Below are 20,280 nucleotides of genomic sequence, written 5' to 3'. Positions count from 1 at the left end.
TGACAGACTGCTTGTTATCTGGCGAGTTGCACAATGCCTGTCGCGCTTGCACTGAAAGAAGGGAACTGGATTATCGCTTGAAAAAACCTGGATTTTTGGAGAAAGATGGCGCTTCCGTGTTGCTGGTGAAACTCCCTGTTGCTCCCTTCTAGGCATTAGTGTTGGTAATTCCTGCTGCGAGTTGGACTTATGAACTTGAGTATTGACTAGCGACGGTCTTCGCCGCCTTTACATCTGTTGCAGCCATTTATTGACAGCTTCCGGACCATAGCCAGTAAAGGGCTTATGCCCCGTAATGACGTACAGGTTGCTTGAGCTGTCCATCAATGGACGCAACTGATTGAACACGGTTTGGGGAGTGAAGTTGGTAGAAATTGCGTAGCTGCTTGCTGACAACTTTGCCCAAGGAAATTTTTTTATCGCACTGACCAGATCATGATAGGAAGTCGGGACTGGGCTAAGATCGTAGACGATGATGAGAATGGCCATGCGTATCCTTGGGAAAAAGAAAAACGCGGTCAGGTTTCCCTGCCGCGTTTGTTTGTCTCCTCCACCAGATTTTTGTTCGCCTGGACGTCTGCGAGTACAGCCTAAGCTTTTTTAACTGCCGTTTTTGTGCATGGTTCATGCATTGAAAACAGCGGCTCCAGGCTTTTGATCCAAACCTCAGGCCTTCAGGCGCTGTTCCAGCTTGCCCTTGGCGGCTTCCAGTTCCGGCGGCAGTTTATGCCTGAGCTTGTCAAATAGTTCAGCATGCAGCTTGAGCTCGTCTTCCCAGGCACTGTTATCGATCGAGGTGATTTTCTCGTACTTGTCGCGGCCGAAGTCCAGGCCGTCCCAGTGCATGTCTTCATAGCGCGGGGTGACGCCAAACAGGTGTTCGACGCCTTCCGATGCCTTGCCCTCGATGCGTTCCAGCATCCACTTCAGCACGCGCATGTTGTCGCCAAAACCCGGCCACACGAAGCGGCCATTCTCGTCGGTGCGGAACCAGTTGACGCAATAGATGCGCGGCAGGGTGGCGCCGGTTGCATTCAGCTTTTCGCCGATTTCCAGCCAGTGCTGGAAATACTCGCTCATGTTGTATCCGGCAAATGGCAGCATCGCGAACGGATCGCGGCGCACCACGCCCTGCTGCCCGGTGGCTGCTGCGGTCGTTTCGGATCCCATGGTAGCGGCCATGTAGACGCCTTCCACCCAGTCGCGCGCTTCAGTGACCAGCGGCACGGTGGTTGAGCGGCGGCCACCGAAGATGAAGGCCGAGATCGGCACGCCGGCCGGATCGTCCCAGGACGGGTCGAGCACCGGGTTGCTGGTGGCGGAGACGGTGAAGCGTGCATTCGGATGGGCTGCCTTGGCGCCGGTTTCCTTGGCGATGGCGGGCGTCCAGTCCTTGCCCTGCCAGTCGATCAGGTGCGCCGGCGGCTCCTTGGTCATGCCTTCCCACCATACGTCGCCGTCATCGGTCAATGCGACATTGGTGAAGATGGTGTTGTCCTTCAGCGATGCCATGCAGTTGTAGTTGGTGTCGCTGTTGGTGCCGGGGGCAACGCCGAAGTAGCCGGCTTCCGGATTGATCGCATACAGGCGGCCATCCGCGCCCGGCTTGATCCAGGCGATGTCGTCGCCGATGGTGGTGACTTTCCAGCCTTCGAAACCGGCCGGCGGAATCAGCATCGCGAAGTTGGTCTTGCCGCAGGCCGACGGGAACGCCGCCGCGACATAGTGCTTCTTGCCCTCCGGGTTTTCAACGCCCAGGATCAGCATGTGCTCGGCCAGCCAGCCTTCCTCGCGGCCCATGGTGGACGCGATGCGCAACGCAAAGCATTTCTTGCCCAGGAGCGCATTGCCGCCGTAGCCGGAACCGTAGGACCAGATTTCGCGGGTCTGGGGATAATGCACGATGTACTTGGTAGGGTTGCAGGGCCAGGCCACGTCCTTCTGGCCCGGCTCCAGCGGCGCGCCCACGCTGTGCACGCAAGGCACGAACTCGCCGTCGCTGCCCAGCACGTCGTACACGGCACGGCCCATGCGGGTCATGATGCGCATGTTGACGGCGACATAGGGTGAGTCGGACAATTCCACGCCAATGTGAGCGATTGGCGAACCGAGCGGACCCATTGAGAACGGCACCACATACATGGTGCGACCGCGCATGGCGCCGTCGAACAGGCCGTTCATGGTGGCGCGCATTTCCGCCGGGGCCATCCAGTTATTGGTGGGGCCGGCATCTTCCTTGTTGTCGGTGCAGATGAAGGTGCGGTCTTCCACCCGCGCCACGTCGGACGGGTCGGAGCAGGCCAGGTAGCTGTTCGGACGCTTTTCCGGGTTCAGCTTCCTCATGGTGCCGCCTTCGACCATCAGGGCGCACAGGCGGTTATATTCCTCTTCGGAGCCATCGCACCAGTAGATGCTGTCGGGCTTGGTAAGCGCGGCGATTTCCGCGACCCAGCTGATCAGTTTCTGGTGCTTGACGTAAGACGGGGCCTCGACGGCGGTGACGCCGTTCATGACAGGCTGGTTCATGAGTACTACCTCCAATGCCAATAAAAAAAATCTGTCCCGGCACGGCAGGATCGTCGCTGTTGCTGGCGCAGTATGGCGCGCCACGGCGGTCTTGTCGAAACGCTGGCAATCTGCCGCGCCACCTGTGCTGAAGACAGCACCAGGCTCAAGGGTGGAAAAGCGGGCTTTTGCTAAAAATGGTGGGTGATTGTACACCTGTCTTTTTTGCAAATCCAATGACCAAACACAAGTTTGGAGGAAATAGTAGTCGACTTAAATAGTAGGCTATTGGCCGATAAGATCTTGTTTTATCGAAGAATTTTATTCTGGAAATTGCTGCAATGCGCCATTTTTGGTCGTGCCCTGCATTTCCGGGTGAGGCCGGCTATCATTTCCTGCGAAACAATTCTTTCCTTTCCAATCCCCTACCCGATTCCCAGGAATTCTTGATGAAAATTGCGATTCTCGACGATTACCAGGACGCCGTCCGGCGGCTCGATTGTTTCCGTCTTCTGGACGGCCATGAAGTCAAGGTGTTCAACAACAGCGCGCGCGGCATCGGGCAACTGGCGGTACGGCTGGCGCCTTATGACGCCCTGGTACTGATCCGGGAACGCACGGCGATTTCCAGGGCCCTGCTCGACAAGCTGCCGAACCTGAAGCTGGTTTCACAGACCGGCAAGGTCAGCGGCCATGTGGACGTGGCCGCGGCGACGGCGCGCGGCGTGACCATCGTCGAAGGAAGCGGCGATCCGACCGCGCCGGCCGAACTGACCTGGGCGCTGGTGATGGCAGCAACCCGCCGCATCACCCAGTACAGCGCGAACCTGAAGCAGGGCCTCTGGCAGACCGCCTCGCTGGCGCCGCAGCATAACCGGCTTGGCGTGGTGCTCAAGGGCAGAACGCTGGGTATCTGGGGTTACGGCAAGATCGGCCGCAAGATCGCCTCGTACGCGAAGCCATTCGGCATGAAGGTGCTGGTCTGGGGACGCCCGCCCAGCCTGGAGGCGGCGCTGCATGACGGCCACGACGCGGCTGCCAGCAAGGAGGAATTCTTTGCGCTATCGGACGTGCTGACCTTGCACCTGCGCCTGAACGACGCCACCCGCGGCATCGTGCAGGCAGCCGACCTGGCGGCGATGAAGCCGACCGCCATCCTGGTCAATACCAGCCGGGCCGAGCTGATCGCGCCTGGCGCGCTGGAAGCGGCGCTGGCGCAGGGCCGCCCGGGCCAGGCTGCGATCGACGTGTTCGAGCAGGAGCCGCTGCCGCCCGATTCCCCCCTGCTGCGCATGGAGAATGTCCTGGCCACGCCGCACCTGGGCTATGTGGAAAAGGACGGCTACGAGCTGTATTTCGGCGCGGCATTCCAGAACATCGTCGATTTCGCCAGGGGCGAGCCGAGGAATGTGCTCAATCCGGAAGCGCTCGAAAGGAAGGCTTCCGGGCCGGTTCAGTAGGTCTTGTAGGGCAGGAACTTGCCGGACAGGACGACGTTGACCCTGTCGCCCTTGGGATCTTCCTGGCGCTGGATGTCCATGGAAAAGTCGATGGCGCTCATGATGCCGTCGCCGAATTCCTCGTGGATCAGTTCCTTGATGGTGCTGCCGTACACGCTGACGATTTCATACCAGCGGTAGATCAGCGGATCGGTCGGCACCGCGGTAGGCAGCGAGCCCTTGTACGGCACGATCTGCAGCCACGCGGTTTCCTCGTCGCTCAGCTCGAACAGGTCCTGGGCCGCCGTGGCCTGGGCCTTGGTAAAGGTCATCTGGCCCAGGCAGGCGGCCGTGGTCCACTCCTTGCTCTGGCCTATGCGGGTGGCGATGTCGCGCCATTGCAGGCCCTTCCTGACTTTGGCGGCGAGTATCTTGCTGGTGACTTGCGTGCGGTCCATGAATGCTCCTGTGTGGTTGACCGCCCGTTTCAGCAAGAGCCATGCCATAAAATTGCGTGATGGAAGCGCCGGCATGGTGCGCGGCGCGGCGTCCCGCACAGCGCTGGAGCATGAAGGAAAAGGAAGAATGGTCATCGTCAGTGTCAATACCGCGCCTGTGGGCAACCTGTTCGGCACCAAGGCCGAGGCTGGCCGCCACGTGGCGACCGGCATCCACAAGCAGGCCCGCAGCGGGCCGGTGGTTGTCGGACGGCTGGGACTGGACGGCGATGCGCAGGCGGACCGCAGGCTGCATGGCGGGCCGGGCAAGGCGGTGTATGCCTATCCGGTCGAGCATTATGCTTTCTGGGAGGCGCAGCGGCGGCAGGCCGGCAAGGCCGATGCGGCGCTGGCGTATGGCGCGCTGGGCGAGAACCTGACGATCCAGGGCCTGCTGGAACAGGATGTCTGGCTGGGCGACCGGCTGTCGCTGGGCCGTGTACTGCTGGAGGTCAGCGAAGTGCGCACGCCCTGCTTCAAGCTGAATGTGAAGATGGGCCTGTCCAATGCGGCCAGGCTGATGGACCAGAGCGGCGCCACCGGCTTTTATCTCCGGGTGCTGCAGCCGGGCCTGGTCAATGCCGGCGAGACGGCGCGGCTCCTGCCCGGACCGCGCCAGTTGTCGATTGCGCAGATCAACGAACGTCGTCGGACGGGACGCCAGCCGGATTTATTCTGACCAGCCGGATCGCCGGCACATTGCTCCAGAGGCCAGCCCAGCCGGGCGGCCAGGGCAGCACCGGACCGGCATAGTCCGGCACGCCGCGCCGCACCGCGATCACCGGCAGGCCTTCCGGTTGCGCCTCGCGCTGGTCCCAGCCGAGGCTGAAGGCATAGTCCGGCAGCAGCGCTTCGCATACCATCTCGAACCAGGCCGTATGGTCCTGGTCGCGGCCCAGCGCTTGCGCCAGGCCCTGCGGATCGAACCTGGCCAGCGCGCTGCCCAGTTCCTGGGCATCGGCGCCCGGCGCGTCGCCCCAGCCCATGATGGGATTCAGGTTGTACTCCGCGCCCGACCCGTACCAGCCTTCGCGCCAGGGCCGCTGCATCCAGTTGCGCGGTCCGGTGAACAGATGCCAGCGCCAGTGCAGGCCGGACGCCTTGGGCCAGCTGTACAGGTAGAGCCGCTGATAGCCGGCGCGGTGCAGGTCGCGCACCATTTCCATCAGGCGCGCATGCGGCATGCGGGCCGGCGGCTGGCGCCGGAACAGGATGGGCTCGCCGTCCGCATGCTGCACCTGGTCGGATGACAGATTCAGGTCCAGCGTGCGCCCTTCCGCACCGAAACGCGCCGAGATCCATCCGGTCAGCAGGTTGACCGAGGTGATGACGCCATAGCCTCGATAGCGATGGAAAATAACGGTTCCGGGAGCGACGGGTTTCATGTTCGACAGGGAAAGGAGGGCTTGCAGGATGCCAGTGTAGCGGTATTCGCCGTGCGCCTGACAGGCGAATTTCACCGGCCGAAAGCGGCGGATGCCATGCTTTGATTCATGATTCATGCCGGAAATTCCCAGGCGGGCAAAATTTTTGCATGGCTCCCGGTAGGCTATGATAGCCGCGATCTGCCACTTCCTCCTCCCCTGTCATGAGTGTTTGCATCGTCGCCGCCGGCGGCACATTTGAAAAACATTACGATGAAATCGCCGGCAAGCTGGGCTTCGGCGCCAGCGTGCTGCCCACGGTCATCGCGCGCAGCCGCATCAGCCAGCCGGTCAGGGTGGCGCCACTGCCCCTGCTGGATTCGCTGGACATGCAGGACGCCGACCGCGAGCGCATCCTGCAGGCCTGTATCGAGGCGCCGGAACAGCGGCTGGTGATCGTTCATGGCACCGATACCATGCCGGAAACCGCCCGCCTGCTGGGTCCGGCCAGGCTGGACAAGACCATCGTGATGACCGGCGCGATGATTCCCTATGAGATCGCCAATTCGGATGCCCTGTTCAATTTCGGCATGGCCTTCGGCCTGGCGCAAGCCCTGCCGGCCGGCGTCTATATTGCGATGAGCGGCCAGGTGTTCAGTTGGGACAATGTGCAGAAGAACCGGGTGCAGGGCGTGTTCGAGACGCTGCGGCCCTGACGCTTGCTGCTTCATGCCTGACGTTCAGGGTCTGGCTTTCACCGCACCAGGCGGCGCAGCAGGCGCATCGACCTCGGCGCTTCAACGCTACCGCTCCCCGCCCGCCCTGCATCAGGCGTCCGCCCGTTCTTGGAAATAGCGCAGCGAACGAAACAGCGGCCCGATGGTGAGCACGATCACCGACATCCTGATCACATGGAAGGCAGTGACGATAGGCACGCCCAGTTGCAGCGTGCGCGCGGTCAGGCTCATTTCGGCGATGCCGCCCGGCGACGTGGCCAGGATGGCAGTGGCCGGGTTGATGCCGCTGGCCCAGGCCAGCAGCAGGCCGAACCCGCCCGCCACCAGGATGGCCAGCAGTGCGCACAGCGCCACGCTGGCCAGATAGCGCGGCGCGGTATGCAGGAATTCCGGCGTGAAACGGGTACCGAGCGAAATGCCGATGAACAGCTGGCCGAAATGCGTCATCCATTCCGGCAGCGCCGACAGGTTCAGGCCGAAGGCGGTCAGCAGGATGGAAACCGCGAGCGGGCCGATCACCCAGTTGTTCGGCCAGCGAAAGCGTCCCAGCAGCAGCGCGCCGCTGGCGGTCAGCACGATCAGCAGCGCCAGGCCGTCATAGCGGACTTCACGGGCGCCGGGCACAAAGGGATCGGCGCCATGCACATCGAGAAACTTGAAGGCGAACGGCACGATGGCCACCACCATCATGATGCGCAGGCTGTGGGCGGCGGCGATGCGGTCGACCGCCGCGCCATGGTGCTCGCCCTGCGCCGCCATTTCCGACGCGCCGCCGACCGCCATGGCGAAGAAGGCGGTGACCCGGTCCACGTCCGACAGCCGCGACAGCAGCCAGGCCCCGGCCAGCCCCAGCAGCATCGCAAATGCCAGGCCAACGGCAATCCAGACCGCATACGAGGCCAGCACGCCGAGCACCAGCGGCGTGAAATACAGGCCCAGCGCCGTGCCAATTGCCCACTGGCCGCCCTGCCTGACCTGTGCCGGGCAGAACAGCGCAATGCCCGCCATGCGTGCGGCGGCGCTGGCGAACAGCGGCCCTATCATCCACGGCAAAGGCGTGTGCAGCAGATTGCACAGGCCGGCCGCAGCCAGGCCCAGCAGTAAAGTCAGCAGGAATGAACGAAGATCGGACGATGAAGCAAACGGCATGGGTCGGGCTGAGGTGAGCGGGCGTGCGAAATGCGGCCAGCCGGTATTGTAGAGGGCAATAGGCTTTGCGTCCGGAGTGGCATTCCGGGCAGGTCAAGGTCTGTCGTTGCGCCTGCCTGTGGAAAGCGCAGTGCGTGATAATGTTGTGCAATAGCGTGGCAGATTGGTACTCATTCCAGATTGCCAGAAATGAGGATGCGAACCATGCACGTCGTCATGCAGTTCTTCCCTCGACGTGCAACACCACCACGCTGTCATTCACCAATCACCATCACGGCAGGCACAACGTGCTTGCCACACTTTGCGCAAGGAACGCCATGACCAGTTCACGATCATTCAACCGAAAAGCCAGCGCCTGGCTGATCTCCCTGCTGATCGCGGTCCTGGCAGCCGGTTGCGGCGGCGGAGGCGGCAGCAGTAGCGGCAGCACAGATCGCACGGGTAATCTGCAGCCGGATGGCGTCGTCAGCGACGGTGGCGTGCCAGTCAACATTCTCAATGAAGCCGGCGCGCCAAGGCAGACCGGCGATATGGCAGCCGATGGCTTCAACTGGTTCAACTTCCGGCGGCAGCAGATGGGTCTGGCGCCTGTTGCGCGCAATGCGCAGGTGGACAAGGCGGCGCTGGCGCATTCGAATTACCAGGCCATCAACGATTTCATCACGCACGACGAAGTGTCCACGCGGCGCGGCTTTACCGGCGCCAGCGTCTTCGAGCGACTGCAGTCGGCCGGCTATTCTCTTCCCGGCAGCAATTACGCCTTTGGCGAAGTCATCTCTGCTACCGGCGACAGGAGCGGCGTCAACGCTGCCGAAGAACTGATTACCGCCATCTATCACCGCTTCGTGATCATGGAGCCCAAATTCCTGGAAGCCGGTGCGGGCGTTGCCACCGGCAGCAGCGGCTACACCTATTTCACGACCAATTTCGCGACACGCACCCTGAACCAGGGCGGGCTGGGCAATGGCGGCCTGGTGACCTACCCGTTCAATGGCCAGCAAAACCTGCCCACCGTGTTCTATTCCAATCAGGAGCAGCCGGACCCGGTGCCGGCCCGCAATGAGGTCGGCTATCCGGTCAGCGTCCATGCCGATATCACCTCCAAGCTCAAGGTCATCAGCTTCAACATCAGTCCGCGCGGCCGCGCGCCTCTGTCCACGCTGCTGCTCACTTATGACAATGACAAGGAGATTGCCGAACCCTCGGTTGCGGCCATCATCCCGATCGACGTGCTGCAGCCGCAGACCGACTATGACGTGCGCTTCACCGGCACGGTCGATAATGTCGCCGTGAACCGGTCATGGTCGTTCCGCACCCGCTAGTAAAGTGCCTCCCGGCCGCCCTCACCGCGCCCGCCCGCTATCCTTGAATACCGACAGCGCTTCCGTCACCCGCCGCGCCTGATCCTGCAGGCTGGCGGCGGCAGCCGCGGCTTCCTCCACCAGCGCGGCGTTCTGCTGGGTGACCTGGTCCATGTCGTTGACCGCCTGGTTGACCTGGTCGATGCCCTGGCTCTGCTCCTTGCTGGCCACCGTGATCTCGGCCATCAGGGTGCTGACCTGGGTAATGGCGGTGGTCATTTCCTCCATGGTGCGCCTGGCCTGGGTGACCTTGCTGGTGCCGCTGTCGACCTTGTTGACCGAGTCGTCGATCAGCACCTTGATTTCCTGGGCGGCGGCGGCCGAGCGCTGTGCAAGTGCGCGCACCTCGGACGCCACGACCGCAAAGCCGCGGCCCTGCTCGCCGGCGCGGGCTGCTTCCACCGCGGCGTTGAGCGCCAGGATATTGGTCTGGAAGGCGATGCCGTCGATGACCGAAATGATGTCGACGATGCGGTGCGCCGCCTGACTGATTTCCTGCATGGTGGCGCCTGCCTCGCTGACCGCCGCGCCGCCGCGCTCGGCAATGCCGCATGCCTTGCCGGCGAGTTCGCTGGCATTGACTGCATGACCGGCATTCTGCTTCACGGTGGAAGCGAACTGTTCCATGCTGGACGCGGTTTCCTCCAGGCTGGAGGCCTGCGCCTCGGTGCGGCCGGACAGGTCCATATTGCCGGCAGCGATTTCCCGTGCGCCAAGCAGCATCGTGTCCATGCCGGCACGCACGTCACCGATGATGGAACGCAGATTCACATTCATTTGCTGCAGGCCCTGCATCAGCTGGCCCATCTCGTCTTCATTGCGGCTGCTGAAGCTGGTTGCCAGGTCGCCGCCGGCGATGGCGCGCGCTGCCTGCACCGCATCGCGCAGCGGGGCAATGACCCGGGCCTGCAGGCTAGCCCACAAGCCCAGGCAGACAGCCATGCCGGCGATTTCGGCGCCGGTGCGCCAGCCTGCATCGCCGCCCATCCATCCGGAGATGGCAAGGCTGGCCAGCAGCAGGTTGAGCGCACCCATGGTCAGGCCGATCCGGGTCGACAGGCTCAGCCTTGTCAGCGACGCAAGCCGGCCGCGCAAGCCGCTGCGGGCAATGCGGCCATTGCGCACCATGAATCCGCAGTCGGGGTTTTCGCGCAACTCGCGGTAGGCTGCCTCTGCCGCCTGCACCGCGGCGCGGTCAGGGCGTCCACGCACTGACATATAGCCTACGGTCACGCCGTTTTCGCGCACAGGCGTGACATTGGCCAGCACCCAGTAATGGTCGCCATTCTTGCGGCGGTTCTTTACCAGCCCGGTCCAGGGACGGTCGTCCTTGAGCGTTGCCCACATATCAGCAAAGGCCTCGGCCGGCATGTCCGGGTGGCGCACCAGGTTTTGCGGCGCACCCAGCAGCTCTTCCTCGGCAAAGCCGCTGACTTCGATGAAGTAGGCGTTGACATAGGTGATGTTGCCGTGGGTATCGGTCTTGGAAACGATAGCCTGGCCATCCTGCAATTCATATTCGCGCTGGGTGACCGGCAGGTTCATCCGCATGGTGCTGCTCCTTTATATTTCTGTTGAGCAATTATGGTGCATTCAAGGAACGTCAAAAATTGATTTGGATCAATATTTGTTGACCAAAGGTAATAATACGGATGGTGCTGTTGGTAAAAGGCGGTTACAGCGGAGCAGCCAGCCTATTTGCGCGAAATGTAGCTGTTGCCTTCCAGGTAGAACCGCAGCGGCCGTGCCGCCCATTCGCCGGCATAATCGACGCCGATTCTGGGCCGCTTCACCACGGCAGCCGCCTGGCCGGCCGGCCGCGGCAGCACATGCAGCGTCGGGCTGCAGAAGTCATGGCTGTTCAGGCGTCGGTCTATGCCCATGGCCTTGCACAGCAGGCCCGGCCCGCTGGTCTTGCCGTGCAGATTGCGCACCGGCTCAAGCGCCCGCAGCAGCACGGCGGTGCCCTGCCCTTCGGCCTCGGTGACGATGTTGAGGCAGTGATGCATGCCGTAAATCAGATAGACATAGGCATGGCCCGGCGGGCCGAACATGACCTGGGTGCGCGGCGTGACGCCCTTGGAGGAATGCGCAGCCAGGTCGCCCACGCCCAGGTAGGCTTCGGTTTCGACGATCTTGCCGACACGTTCGACGCCGTCGACCCGGTGCACCAGCAGGCAGCCCAGCAGTTCGCGTGCTACCAGTTCGGTGTCGCGGTCGAAGAAAGCCCGTGGCAGCCAGGGCGTTTCCGCTGGAGATGCATTGCTTGCAGATTCAGACATGCGTCGATGCTGCCATAAAACGCCGGCTGCAGATTTGCACGCACGCATCCAGTGTTGTTAGTTCATGCACCAAAAGTTTGCGTGGTCGCTCTACACAGTTAGAATGGCTGACCGAAAATCTTGCCCACCTGCCAATTTCCAGACCATGCCTACCTGCCCGCGTCCTACTCCAATTTCCCTGGCCGTCTTGTTGTCATGCGCCGCAGCGGCCAGCATGCCGGCACAGGCGCAGACAGCCACGCCGGCGCCTTCCGACCCCACGCTGGGCGAGATCGTGGTCAGCGGCAGCCGCAGCGAGCAGCGGCGCTTCGACGTGCCCGGCGCAATCGATGCAGTCGAAATCGATCCGATGCGGCTCGGTTCGCCCCTGGTCAACCTGTCCGAGCTGATGTCGGCCGTGCCGGGCACGCAGGTGCGCAACCGGGAAAACTATGCGCAGGACCTGCAGCTGTCGGTGCGCGGCTTCGGCACCCGTTCCACCTTCGGCGTGCGCGGCGTGCGCATCCTGATCGACGGCATCCCGGCCACCATGCCGGACGGCCAGGGCCAGGCCTCGTCCATCAGCCTGACATCGGCCAAGCGCATCGAACTGCTGCGCGGACCGCTGGCCCAGCTGTACGGCAATGCCGCCGGCGGCGTGCTGCAGGTGTTCACCCAGGATCCCCCGGTGTCGTCCACGCCGAAGTTCGGTGTCGCCGCCGGCATCGGCTCGGACAACCAGCGCCATCTCGACCTGTCGGTCGGCGGCGGCAGCGAGGCCCTGGGCGCGCTGCTGGACGTGTCGCGCTTCACCACCGATGGCTACCGCGACCACAGCGCCGCGGAGCGGACCCAGGTCAATGCCAAGGTGGTGGCGCGGCCGTCCTCTTCCACCAGGATTACCGGCATCTTCAACAGCTTCGACCAGCCGCTGTCGCAGGACCCGCTGGGCTTGAACCGTGCTGCTTTCAACAGCAATCCGCGCCAGGTGATTCCGGCGGCGATCCAGTTCGACACCCGCAAGACGATCGACCAGCAACAGGCCGGCATCGTGGTCGAGCACGACCTGTCTTCCAGCGACCGCTTGAATGCCCGCGTCTACGTGGGCCGGCGCGACGTGTTCCAGACCTTGTCGATGGCCGGCGACCAGACTGACCGGCGCACCGGCTTCACCACCTCGGCCGGCGGCGTGGTCGATCTCGACCGCAGCTTTGGCGGCGTCGGCCTGAACTGGGTGCACAAGACCCGCCTGAACGACATGCCGCTGCAATGGACGCTGGGCGTGGAAGCCGACCGGTTGAAGGAAACCCGCAAGGGCTTCGTCAATAACGCCGGCACGCCGGGCGCACTGCGCCGCAACGAGGACGATACCGCCCGCAACCTGGATTACTTCGGCCAGATCGAATGGGCATTCGCGCCGCAATGGCAGGCGCAGGCCGGCGTGCGGGTCAGCCAGGTGAAGTTCTCGGTCAACGACAAGTACACCGGCGACGGCCGCAATGACAGCGGCAATGTCACCTATCGCAACACCAGCCCGGTGCTGGGCCTGGTGTGGCATGCCAATGACAACCTCAACTTCTACGGCAACCTCGGCACAGGCTTCGAGACGCCGACCCTGGCGGAAAGCGCCTACCGCGCCGGCACCGCCACCGGCCCCAACTTCCAGTTGAAGCCTTCCAAGAGCAACCAGGCCGAGATCGGCATGAAGGCGCGAAGCGGCCGCCACAGCCTGGACCTGGCCCTGTTCGCCACCCGCAGCCGCGACGAAATCGTGCCCGAACTGGTTTCGGGCGGCCGCACCGTGTTCCAGAATGCCGACCGGGTCGATCGCCGCGGCATTGAGGTGGGCTGGAAGGCCGATTGGGAGCAGGTCACCACCCGCCTGGCCTATACCCTGCTCGACGCCCGCTTCTACAGCGGCTTCACCAGCACCACTGCCGCCGGTACCAGGCAAAATGTCGCTTCCGGCAACCGCCTGCCCGGCGTGCCGCGCCATGCGCTGTATGCGCAGGCCGAAACCCGCATCGCCGAAGCCACCACCCTGGCGCTGGAAATGCGTGCCGAAAGCAAGACCTGGGTCAATGACGTCAACTCGGAAGCCGCGCCCGGCTACACCGCCTTCAACCTGCGCCTGGGCAGGGAGTTCCGCACCGCCGCCGCCCGCTTCTACCTGTTCGGCCGCGTCGACAACCTGTTCGACCGCCAGTATGCCGGCTCGGTCATCGTCAATGACGGCAATGGCCGCTTCTACGAGCCCGCGCCCGGCCGCCGCCTGTTCGTCGGCGTGCGCAGCCAGTTCTGATGGCCTGGTTCGCGGTATACCTGGGCGCCGGCGCGCTGGTGGGCGTGCTGGCCGGCCTGCTGGGCATCGGCGGCGGCATGACGCTGGTGCCGGTCCTGGCTGCCATCTTCACCCTGCAGGGCTATGCGCCCGACCATATCGTGCACCTGGCGCTGGGCACGGCAATGGCGTCCATCGTCTTCACCTCCGCCTCCAGCGTGCGCGAGCACTGGCGCCTGGGCGGCATCGACACCGACATCTTCAAGCGCATGGCGCCGGGCATGGTCACCGGCAGCCTGCTGGCGACCCTGGCCGCCGGCTGGATTTCCCAGCGCCACCTGGCCATGGCCTTCGCCGTGATCGTGTATGCCGGCGCGACCCAGATGCTGCTCAACCGCAAACCCGCCGCGCACCGGCCGCTGCCGGGTCCGCTGCCGCTGTTCATCGCCGGCCTGGCCATCGGCACCATCTGCGGCCTGGTGTCGGCCGGCGGCGCTTTCCTGAATGTGCCCTTCATGCTCTGGTGCGGCGTGCCGCTGCGTACCGCCATCGGCACCGCCGCGTTGCTGGGCATTCCCGTGGCCATGGTGGGCACCCTGGGTTACCTGGCGTCGGGCTGGGGCATCGCCCAGTTGCCGCCGTGGTCGCTGGGCTTCATCTTCCTGCCGGCGCTGGCCGGGCTGGTCAGCGGCAGCGTGCTGACCGCGCCCTTTGGCGCCCGCATGACGCACCGGCTGCCGGTGCTGGCCCTGAAACGAATTTTCGCCCTGCTGCTCTATGTGCTGGCAACCAAGATGCTGCTGACCTACTGGTAGACCCGGCAGGCGGCGGCCGACTCCAACCACCGACATGGAACGATGATGATTCCCACCCTGGCTGAACTGCGCACCGCGCTCGATGAAGGACGCGCCACCTCGCTGCAACTGACCGACGCCGCGCTGGCGCACATCGCCGACCCGGCCGGCGAAGGCGTACGGGTTTTTACCAAGGTGTATTCGGCGCAGGCGCGCGCCGCGGCCCAGGCCTCGGACCTGCTGCGCGGCGCCGGCCTGCCCCGCTCGGCCATCGACGGCCTGCCGATCTCGATCAAGGACCTGTTCGACGTCGCCGGCGACACCACGCTGGCCGGCTCGGTGGCGCTGCAGGGCGCGCCGGCCGCCAGGGAAAACGCGGTTGTCGTGCAGCGCCTGCTGGCAGCCGGCGCGGTGATCGTCGGCCGCACCAACATGACCGAATTCGCCTATTCCGGCCTGGGCCTGAACCCGCATTACGGCACGCCGCGCAATCCCTGGGACCGCGCCACCGGCCGCATTCCGGGCGGCTCCTCGTCCGGCGCGGCGGTGTCGGTGACGGACCAGATGGCCGTTGCCGCGATCGGCACCGATACCGGCGGCTCGGTGCGCATTCCCGCCGCGCTGTGCGGCCTGGCCGGCTTCAAGCCGACCGCGCGCCGCGTGCCGCTGACCGGTGCATTGCCGCTGGCAACCCGGCTCGACTCGATCGGCCCGATCGCCGCCAGCGTCGCCTGCTGCGCGCAGCTCGATGCGATCCTGGCCGCCGACACCCGGCCCTTGCCCAAGCCGGCAAGGCTGGCCGGCATGCGCCTGGCCGTGCCGACCAACATCGTTCAGGATGGCATGGACAGCCATGTCGCGGCATCCTTCCGGGCCGCGCTGTCGCGCCTGTCGGCGGCCGGCGCCTTGCTGGAAGAGATTGTCGTACTGGAGTTCGATGAACTGGCATCGATCAATGCCACCGGCGGCCTGAGTTCGGCCGAGGCCTGGACCTGGCACCGCGCGCTGATCGAACGTGCCGGCGACCGCTACGATCCGCGGGTGCTGTCACGCATCCGCCGCGGCCAGGGCATGACGGCGTCCGACCTGCTGGAACTGCTGGATGCACGCGTGCGCTGGATCGCCTCGCTGGAGCAGCGCATTGCCGGTTACGATGCACTGCTGATGCCGACTGTGCCTGTAGTGGCGCCGACGCTGGCTGAACTGACCGAAGATGACGTCTATTACCGGACCAATGCGCTCATTCTGCGTAATCCGACCTTCATCAATTTCCTGGATGGCTGCGCCTTGTCGCTACCCTGCCAGACACCGGGAACGGCGCCGGTGGGGTTGATGATTGCGGCGGCGGGAGGACGCGACCGGGATGTGCTGGCCTTGGGCATGATGGTGGAAGCTCTGTTGCAGAAGCGAGTCTGACATTCGCTTGGATCAACATTGCTGAAGTGGATGTTGTAGGGTGCAATGCCCTTCGGGTATTGCACCCTACCAAGTGCCTGCATGGCAAGAGGGCTGCTGCTGCAATACCCGGTATGCAATCTCGAAAAAGGTACCCTGCAGCGATCAGCATTTCAGTAAAAAAGCCGCCGTAAAAACGGCGGCTTTTTCAAACCCGCAAACGCTGCCAGTTACTTCATCGCCTTCGCATTCGCCTTCGCATGGTCACGGTCGGCCTTGGCCTCTGCCTTGGCCCGATCGGCTGCGGCATCCGCCCTCTTCTTGCAGGCGCGCTGGTCGGCGCCGCTCAGCTTTTCACATTCTTCCTTGGCCGCATCTTCCCGGCTGTCGGCTTTTGCCTTGGCAGCCTTGTAGTCGCCTTCGGCCAGTTCCTTCTGCGCCTTGGCATCCTGCTTGGCCGCATCGGCTGCGAATACCGGCGCATGCATGGTCACGGCAAACAGGCAGGCAGTCAGCGTGGTCACTAACTTGTTCATGGGGCTCTCCTTGGATTGTTGTGATCGGAACAGGCAGATTAGCGCCGTAACGGCCGGGCTTCAGTACGGTGAATCACACAGCCGAGTTGATAATCCGCCTGTCTGTCCACGCTATCAGCCACCGTGATAGATGTTGAGCTGGCCGTTGGGATCGATCACGGAATGGCGGTTGTCGATCCCGCTTGCACCCATGCCGGAGCCGGTGTTGGACATACCCGAGCGACCCGAAGAACTCATGCCCATGCTGGAGCAGCCGGCCATCACCATCACGAGTAATACTGCAGCAATTTTTTTCATCTTATTTCTCCAAGTAATGCGTTAAATAACGCGGTACAAAGTTGACAAGATGTTGTGTCGACGGTTCCGGTTGGCGCACTGCAGCATGCGCCTCATCAAACTGCGTCAGGGTGTCTGTCAGACACCCTGAAATTGCTACTTCCCGAGATGCTTACCGACGGCATCCGCCGATGGGCCGGCGGCCTTTACGGCATCTTTCAATTGCTCTTCGCTGACGCCGAATTTCCTGGTCCAGTACTGCAGTTCCCATGCCTCGTTGACGTTGATGCGGGAGCGGTCCTGCGGTCCGCGCTCATTGAGGTTGTCAGCCATGGTTGCCTCCTTGAAGTGGTTTAAAAGACAAGTTCATGGTAGCAACGGGTCTGCATTGATCCAAGGCAGACCGGCTTATTAATGCATCCCGCTTGCGCAGAATCACCGGGCAGGCCATCAAGGCCATGCCGAGAAGTGGAGACTGCCGCCGACGACGTAGTTACTTCCCGATGCAGAACCTGCTGAAGATCACCCCCAGCAAATCATCCGACGTAAACGCTCCCGTGATGCTGTTGAGCCTGTCCTGCGCCAGGCGCAGTTCTTCCGCAAACAGGTCCAGCGCCTGGTCATTCTGCGCTGCCAGTTCTGCCGCGATATCCAGGTGCTCACGGGCAGCCTTCAGCGCGATCAGATGGCGTTCGCGGGCCAGGTAGAGCGATTCGCCGGTCTGCTGCCAGCCGGCGATGCGCAGCAGCTCGGCGCGCAGCAGGTCCAGGCCGGTGCGGTCGGTGGCGGACAGGTAGATGTGGGTGGCGTCCGGCATCTGGTCCACTGCGGCGCGATGACCGGACAGGTCGATCTTGTTCCATAGCCGGATCACCGGCACGTTGCCGGGGAAGCGGGCCATGATCTGCTCGTCGGCCAGGGTCGGGCCGCGGCCGGCGTCGAGCATGTGCAGGATCACGTCGGCATCGCGCACCGCGCCCCAGGTGCGCTCGATGCCGATGCGCTCGACTTCATCGCTGGCGTCGGCGGCGTCGCGGATGCCGGCGGTGTCGATGATGTTGATCGGTATGCCTTCGATCTGGATGGTTTCGGTCACCCGGTCGCGGGTAGTGCCAGCGATGGCCGTCACGATGGCCACGTCCGACCCCGCCAGCGCATTGAGCAGCGAGGACTTGCCGACGTTCGGCTGCCCGGCCAGCACCACGTTCAGGCCGTCGCGCAGCAGCGCGCCCTGCGCCGCCTGTTCGAACACCTGCTGCAGCGACGCGCGTATCCTTGCCAGCTGGCCGCGGGCGTCGGATTTTTCCAGGAAGTCGATTTCCTCTTCCGGGAAGTCGAGCGTGGCTTCCACCAGCATGCGCAGGTGGATCACCTGGTCGACCAGGCTGCGGATGACCTTCGAAAAGGCGCCGGAAAGCGACTGCGAGGCCGACTTGGCCGCCGCCTCGGTCGACGCCTCGATCAGGTCGGCCACCGCTTCGGCCTGCGCCAGGTCCAGCTTGTCGTTCAGGAAGGCGCGCTGGGTGAATTCGCCCGGCTGGGCCAGCCGCAGGCCGATTTCCTGCCCGGCCTCCAGGCAGCGCTGCAGCAGCATCTGCAATACCACCGGGCCGCCATGGCCCTGCAGTTCCAGCACATCCTCCCCGGTATAGGAATGCGGCGCCTTGAACCAGAGCGCCAGGCCCTGGTCGATCACGCTGCCGTCAGCCTGGATGAAGTCGAGGTAGGTTGCATGGCGCGGCGCCAGCGCGCGGCCTTCGGGCAGGCGGCATACGGCGCGCGCGACGCTGTCGATGTTCTTGCCGGACAGGCGCACCACGCCGATGCCGCCGCGTCCGGGTGCGGTGGCAATGGCGGCGATCGGGGTCGAGTCGAGATTCATGCGATCAATTTTTCGTTATCGAAGGTTTACTCGGTTTCCATGAAAAAAGGCCCGTGGCGAAGCGCACGGGCCTTTGCTGCTACGACATGATGTCAGGTCAGGCCGCTTTCGGCGTCTGGATGTTGCGGGTAATGACCCACTGCTGCGCGATCGACAGGATGTTGTTGACCACCCAGTACAGCACCAGGCCGGCCGGGAAGAAGAAGAACATCACCGAGAACACGATGGGCATGAACATCATCACCTTGGCCTGGACCGGGTCCGGCGGTGTTGGGTTCAGCTTGGTCTGGACGAACATCGACACCGCCATCAGCACCGGCAGGATGAACCAGGGGTCAGGCGCGGCCAGATCCTGGATCCAGCCCAGCCACGGCGCATGGCGCATTTCCACGCTGGCCAGCAGCACCCAGTAGAGCGCAATGAAGACCGGAATCTGCACCACGATGGGCAGGCAGCCGCCCAGCGGATTGATTTTCTCTGTCTTGTACAGCTCCATCATGGCCTGGTTCATCTTCTGCGGATCGCCCTTGTGGCGCTCGCGGATGGCGGTCATGCGCGGCGTGACCAGCTTCATCTTGGCCATGCTGCGATAGCTTGCCGCCGACAGCGGGAAGAAGGCCAGCTTGATCAGGATGGTCAGCACGATGATGGTCCAGCCCCAGTTGCCCAGGATGTTGTGGATATGGGTCATCAGCCAGAAGATCGGCTTGGCGATGATGGTCAGCCAGCCATAGTCCTTCACCAGTTCCAGGCCAGGAGCGACCTTTTCCAGGGTTTCCGATTCCTGCGGGCCGGAATACAGCTTGGTGTCCATGCTGACCGTCGCGCCCGGCGCGACAGCGCCCAGCGGCAGGATGCTGCCGACCGCATACAGGTTGTTGTCCACCTTCTTGGTGAAGATCTCGCGCGGCGCCTTTTCCGGCGGCACGAAGGCCGAGACGAAATAGTGCTGCACCATCGCGATCCAGCCGTTGTCGGACTTGGTGGCATGGTTGTCCTTGCCGCTGCCGATCTTGTCAAAGGCCAGCTTCTGGAACTTGTCGGATTCGGTATAGACAGCCGGGCCTGTAAAGGTGCTGTAAAACTTGGAATCGCCCGGCAATGCGCCACCATCGCGCAGCAATTGCACATACAGCGACGGCGACACCGGCGCGCCGGAGAGGTTGGTCACATCATGCTTGACGTCGATGGTGTAATCGCCGCGATGGAATGTGTAAGTCTTTGTCAGCTTCACGCCGCCCTGCTCGGAAGTCAGCACCAGCTTGATCTCATTGCCGCTGTCCAGCGTGCGCGGACCGGGTTGCACGGTGAACGGCGTGCGGTGGTTCGGGAAAGCGCCGCCGATCAGGCCGGTCTGGCCGAGGTAGGTACGTTCCGCGCTTGAATCGAACAGCACCACGTTCTTGGTCGGGTCCTGCGTATCCTTGTGCTTCAACAATTCCAGGCGACGCAGTTCGCCGCCGATGCTGTCGATTTCGGCCTTCATCACGTCAGTGGTGATGGTGATGCGCTCGCCGGCAGCCGCGGCTGGCGCGGCATTCGGCACGGCGGCCGTGGCTGCGCCGGGTACCGCGGCGGCGCCCGGCGCGGCTGCAGCGCCCGTGGCCTGCGGTACGGCGGCGGTATTGGCCGCTGGCGCCGTGCCGGTGGTGCCCGTGGCGGTGGCCGGCTGGGCCTGCTGGGTTGCCGTCGGGAAGAACATCGACGGCTTGCCGGTATAACGCAACCAGTTGTCCCAAAGCAACAGCATCGACATCGAGAATACAACCCACAGGACGGTGCGTTTGATATCCATATGTTTAT

The 20,280-nt window shown here is 63.5% G+C and carries 20 protein-coding genes; 8 read left to right on the top strand and 12 right to left on the bottom strand.

Going from position 1 to position 20,280, the window contains the following annotated elements; all coding sequences use genetic code 11:
• Positions 1-228 precede the first annotated feature (228 nt).
• Positions 229-489 (bottom strand): hypothetical protein, encoded by a 261-nt coding sequence (locus tag KTQ42_RS15045; protein WP_217346224.1) that lies wholly within the window; start codon positions 487-489, stop codon positions 229-231.
• 177 nt (positions 490-666) lie between these two features.
• Positions 667-2,526: a phosphoenolpyruvate carboxykinase (GTP) gene (locus KTQ42_RS15040; RefSeq protein ID WP_217346223.1), complete on the bottom strand. Its 1,860-nt coding sequence runs from the start codon at positions 2,524-2,526 to the stop codon at positions 667-669.
• Here KTQ42_RS15040 and KTQ42_RS15035 point away from each other — a divergent pair.
• Both KTQ42_RS15035 and KTQ42_RS15030 read left to right on the top strand, forming a co-directional pair.
• A complete protein-coding gene (locus KTQ42_RS15035; RefSeq protein ID WP_217346222.1) occupies positions 2,525-2,713 on the top strand; it encodes a hypothetical protein in 189 nt (62 codons plus the stop codon). The two genes, KTQ42_RS15040 and KTQ42_RS15035, sit on opposite strands and share 2 nt — an antisense overlap.
• A gap of 241 nt (positions 2,714-2,954) precedes the next feature.
• A complete protein-coding gene (locus KTQ42_RS15030) occupies positions 2,955-3,965 on the top strand; it encodes a D-2-hydroxyacid dehydrogenase family protein (protein WP_217346221.1) in 1,011 nt (336 codons plus the stop codon).
• Here KTQ42_RS15030 and cynS read toward each other — a convergent pair.
• Positions 3,959-4,402, bottom strand: a complete 444-nt coding sequence (cynS, locus tag KTQ42_RS15025; protein WP_217346220.1) for a cyanase — start codon at positions 4,400-4,402, stop codon at positions 3,959-3,961. The two genes, KTQ42_RS15030 and cynS, sit on opposite strands and share 7 nt — an antisense overlap.
• A 127-nt stretch (positions 4,403-4,529) precedes the next feature.
• On the opposite strand from cynS, the gene KTQ42_RS15020 reads away from it, so the two are divergent.
• Positions 4,530-5,120, top strand: a complete 591-nt coding sequence (locus KTQ42_RS15020; RefSeq protein ID WP_217346219.1) for an MOSC domain-containing protein — start codon at positions 4,530-4,532, stop codon at positions 5,118-5,120.
• Here the strand turns inward: KTQ42_RS15020 and KTQ42_RS15015 are convergent.
• Positions 5,077-5,826, bottom strand: coding sequence for an L-asparaginase (locus tag KTQ42_RS15015; protein WP_217346990.1), 750 nt, complete (start codon positions 5,824-5,826; stop codon positions 5,077-5,079). The genes KTQ42_RS15020 and KTQ42_RS15015 overlap by 44 nt on opposite strands.
• 203 nt (positions 5,827-6,029) lie before the next feature.
• Here KTQ42_RS15015 and KTQ42_RS15010 point away from each other — a divergent pair, with 203 nt between their 5' ends.
• Entirely contained in the window at positions 6,030-6,521 is a 492-nt protein-coding gene (locus tag KTQ42_RS15010; protein ID WP_217346218.1) for an asparaginase domain-containing protein, read from the top strand.
• Between the two features lie 111 nt (positions 6,522-6,632).
• On the opposite strand, the gene KTQ42_RS15005 is transcribed toward KTQ42_RS15010, so the two are convergent.
• Positions 6,633-7,691, bottom strand: coding sequence for an AbrB family transcriptional regulator (locus KTQ42_RS15005; protein ID WP_217346217.1), 1,059 nt, complete (start codon positions 7,689-7,691; stop codon positions 6,633-6,635).
• Between the two features lie 317 nt (positions 7,692-8,008).
• Here KTQ42_RS15005 and KTQ42_RS15000 point away from each other — a divergent pair, with 317 nt between their 5' ends.
• Entirely contained in the window at positions 8,009-9,013 is a 1,005-nt protein-coding gene (locus KTQ42_RS15000) for a CAP domain-containing protein (protein WP_217346216.1), read from the top strand.
• 21 nt (positions 9,014-9,034) lie between these two features.
• On the opposite strand, the gene KTQ42_RS14995 is transcribed toward KTQ42_RS15000, so the two are convergent.
• Entirely contained in the window at positions 9,035-10,603 is a 1,569-nt protein-coding gene (locus KTQ42_RS14995) for a PAS domain-containing methyl-accepting chemotaxis protein (RefSeq protein ID WP_217346215.1), read from the bottom strand.
• Between the two features lie 143 nt (positions 10,604-10,746).
• Positions 10,747-11,334, bottom strand: a complete 588-nt coding sequence (locus KTQ42_RS14990; protein WP_217346214.1) for a DNA-3-methyladenine glycosylase — start codon at positions 11,332-11,334, stop codon at positions 10,747-10,749.
• 214 nt (positions 11,335-11,548) lie between these two features.
• Between KTQ42_RS14990 and KTQ42_RS14985 the strand changes: the two genes are divergently transcribed.
• The 3 genes from KTQ42_RS14985 to KTQ42_RS14975 are packed head-to-tail and all read left to right on the top strand — an operon-like array spanning position 11,549 to position 15,804.
• A complete protein-coding gene (locus KTQ42_RS14985; RefSeq protein ID WP_217346213.1) occupies positions 11,549-13,615 on the top strand; it encodes a TonB-dependent receptor in 2,067 nt (688 codons plus the stop codon).
• Entirely contained in the window at positions 13,615-14,409 is a 795-nt protein-coding gene (locus tag KTQ42_RS14980) for a sulfite exporter TauE/SafE family protein (protein WP_217346212.1), read from the top strand. The genes KTQ42_RS14985 and KTQ42_RS14980 overlap by 1 nt, the downstream gene beginning before the upstream one ends.
• 45 nt (positions 14,410-14,454) lie before the next feature.
• A complete protein-coding gene (locus KTQ42_RS14975; protein ID WP_217346989.1) occupies positions 14,455-15,804 on the top strand; it encodes an amidase in 1,350 nt (449 codons plus the stop codon).
• A gap of 209 nt (positions 15,805-16,013) precedes the next feature.
• Here the strand turns inward: KTQ42_RS14975 and KTQ42_RS14970 are convergent, their stop codons facing one another.
• From KTQ42_RS14970 to yidC, 5 genes are all read right to left on the bottom strand, one after another.
• Positions 16,014-16,319, bottom strand: coding sequence for a hypothetical protein (locus KTQ42_RS14970; RefSeq protein ID WP_217346211.1), 306 nt, complete (start codon positions 16,317-16,319; stop codon positions 16,014-16,016).
• A gap of 114 nt (positions 16,320-16,433) precedes the next feature.
• Positions 16,434-16,616 carry a hypothetical protein gene (locus tag KTQ42_RS14965; RefSeq protein WP_217346210.1) on the bottom strand — a complete coding sequence of 61 codons (183 nt, stop codon included), beginning with the start codon at positions 16,614-16,616 and terminating at the stop codon, positions 16,434-16,436.
• A 135-nt stretch (positions 16,617-16,751) separates the two neighbouring features.
• Positions 16,752-16,928 (bottom strand): DUF3606 domain-containing protein, encoded by a 177-nt coding sequence (locus tag KTQ42_RS14960; RefSeq protein WP_217346209.1) that lies wholly within the window; start codon positions 16,926-16,928, stop codon positions 16,752-16,754.
• Positions 16,929-17,088: 160 nt separating this feature from the next.
• Positions 17,089-18,477: a tRNA uridine-5-carboxymethylaminomethyl(34) synthesis GTPase MnmE gene (gene mnmE / locus KTQ42_RS14955; protein WP_217346208.1), complete on the bottom strand. Its 1,389-nt coding sequence runs from the start codon at positions 18,475-18,477 to the stop codon at positions 17,089-17,091.
• Positions 18,478-18,574: 97 nt separating this feature from the next.
• The gene (gene yidC / locus KTQ42_RS14950; RefSeq protein ID WP_217346207.1) at positions 18,575-20,272 is read right to left on the bottom strand and encodes a membrane protein insertase YidC; all 1,698 of its coding nucleotides are present in this window, start codon (positions 20,270-20,272) and stop codon (positions 18,575-18,577) included.
• Positions 20,273-20,280: the final 8 nt, after the last annotated feature.

Source organism: Noviherbaspirillum sp. L7-7A (assembly GCF_019052805.1).
In the GTDB taxonomy this organism is placed as follows: Bacteria; Pseudomonadota; Gammaproteobacteria; order Burkholderiales; family Burkholderiaceae_D; genus Noviherbaspirillum_A.
This window is presented reverse-complemented; position numbering and strand designations above follow the sequence as displayed.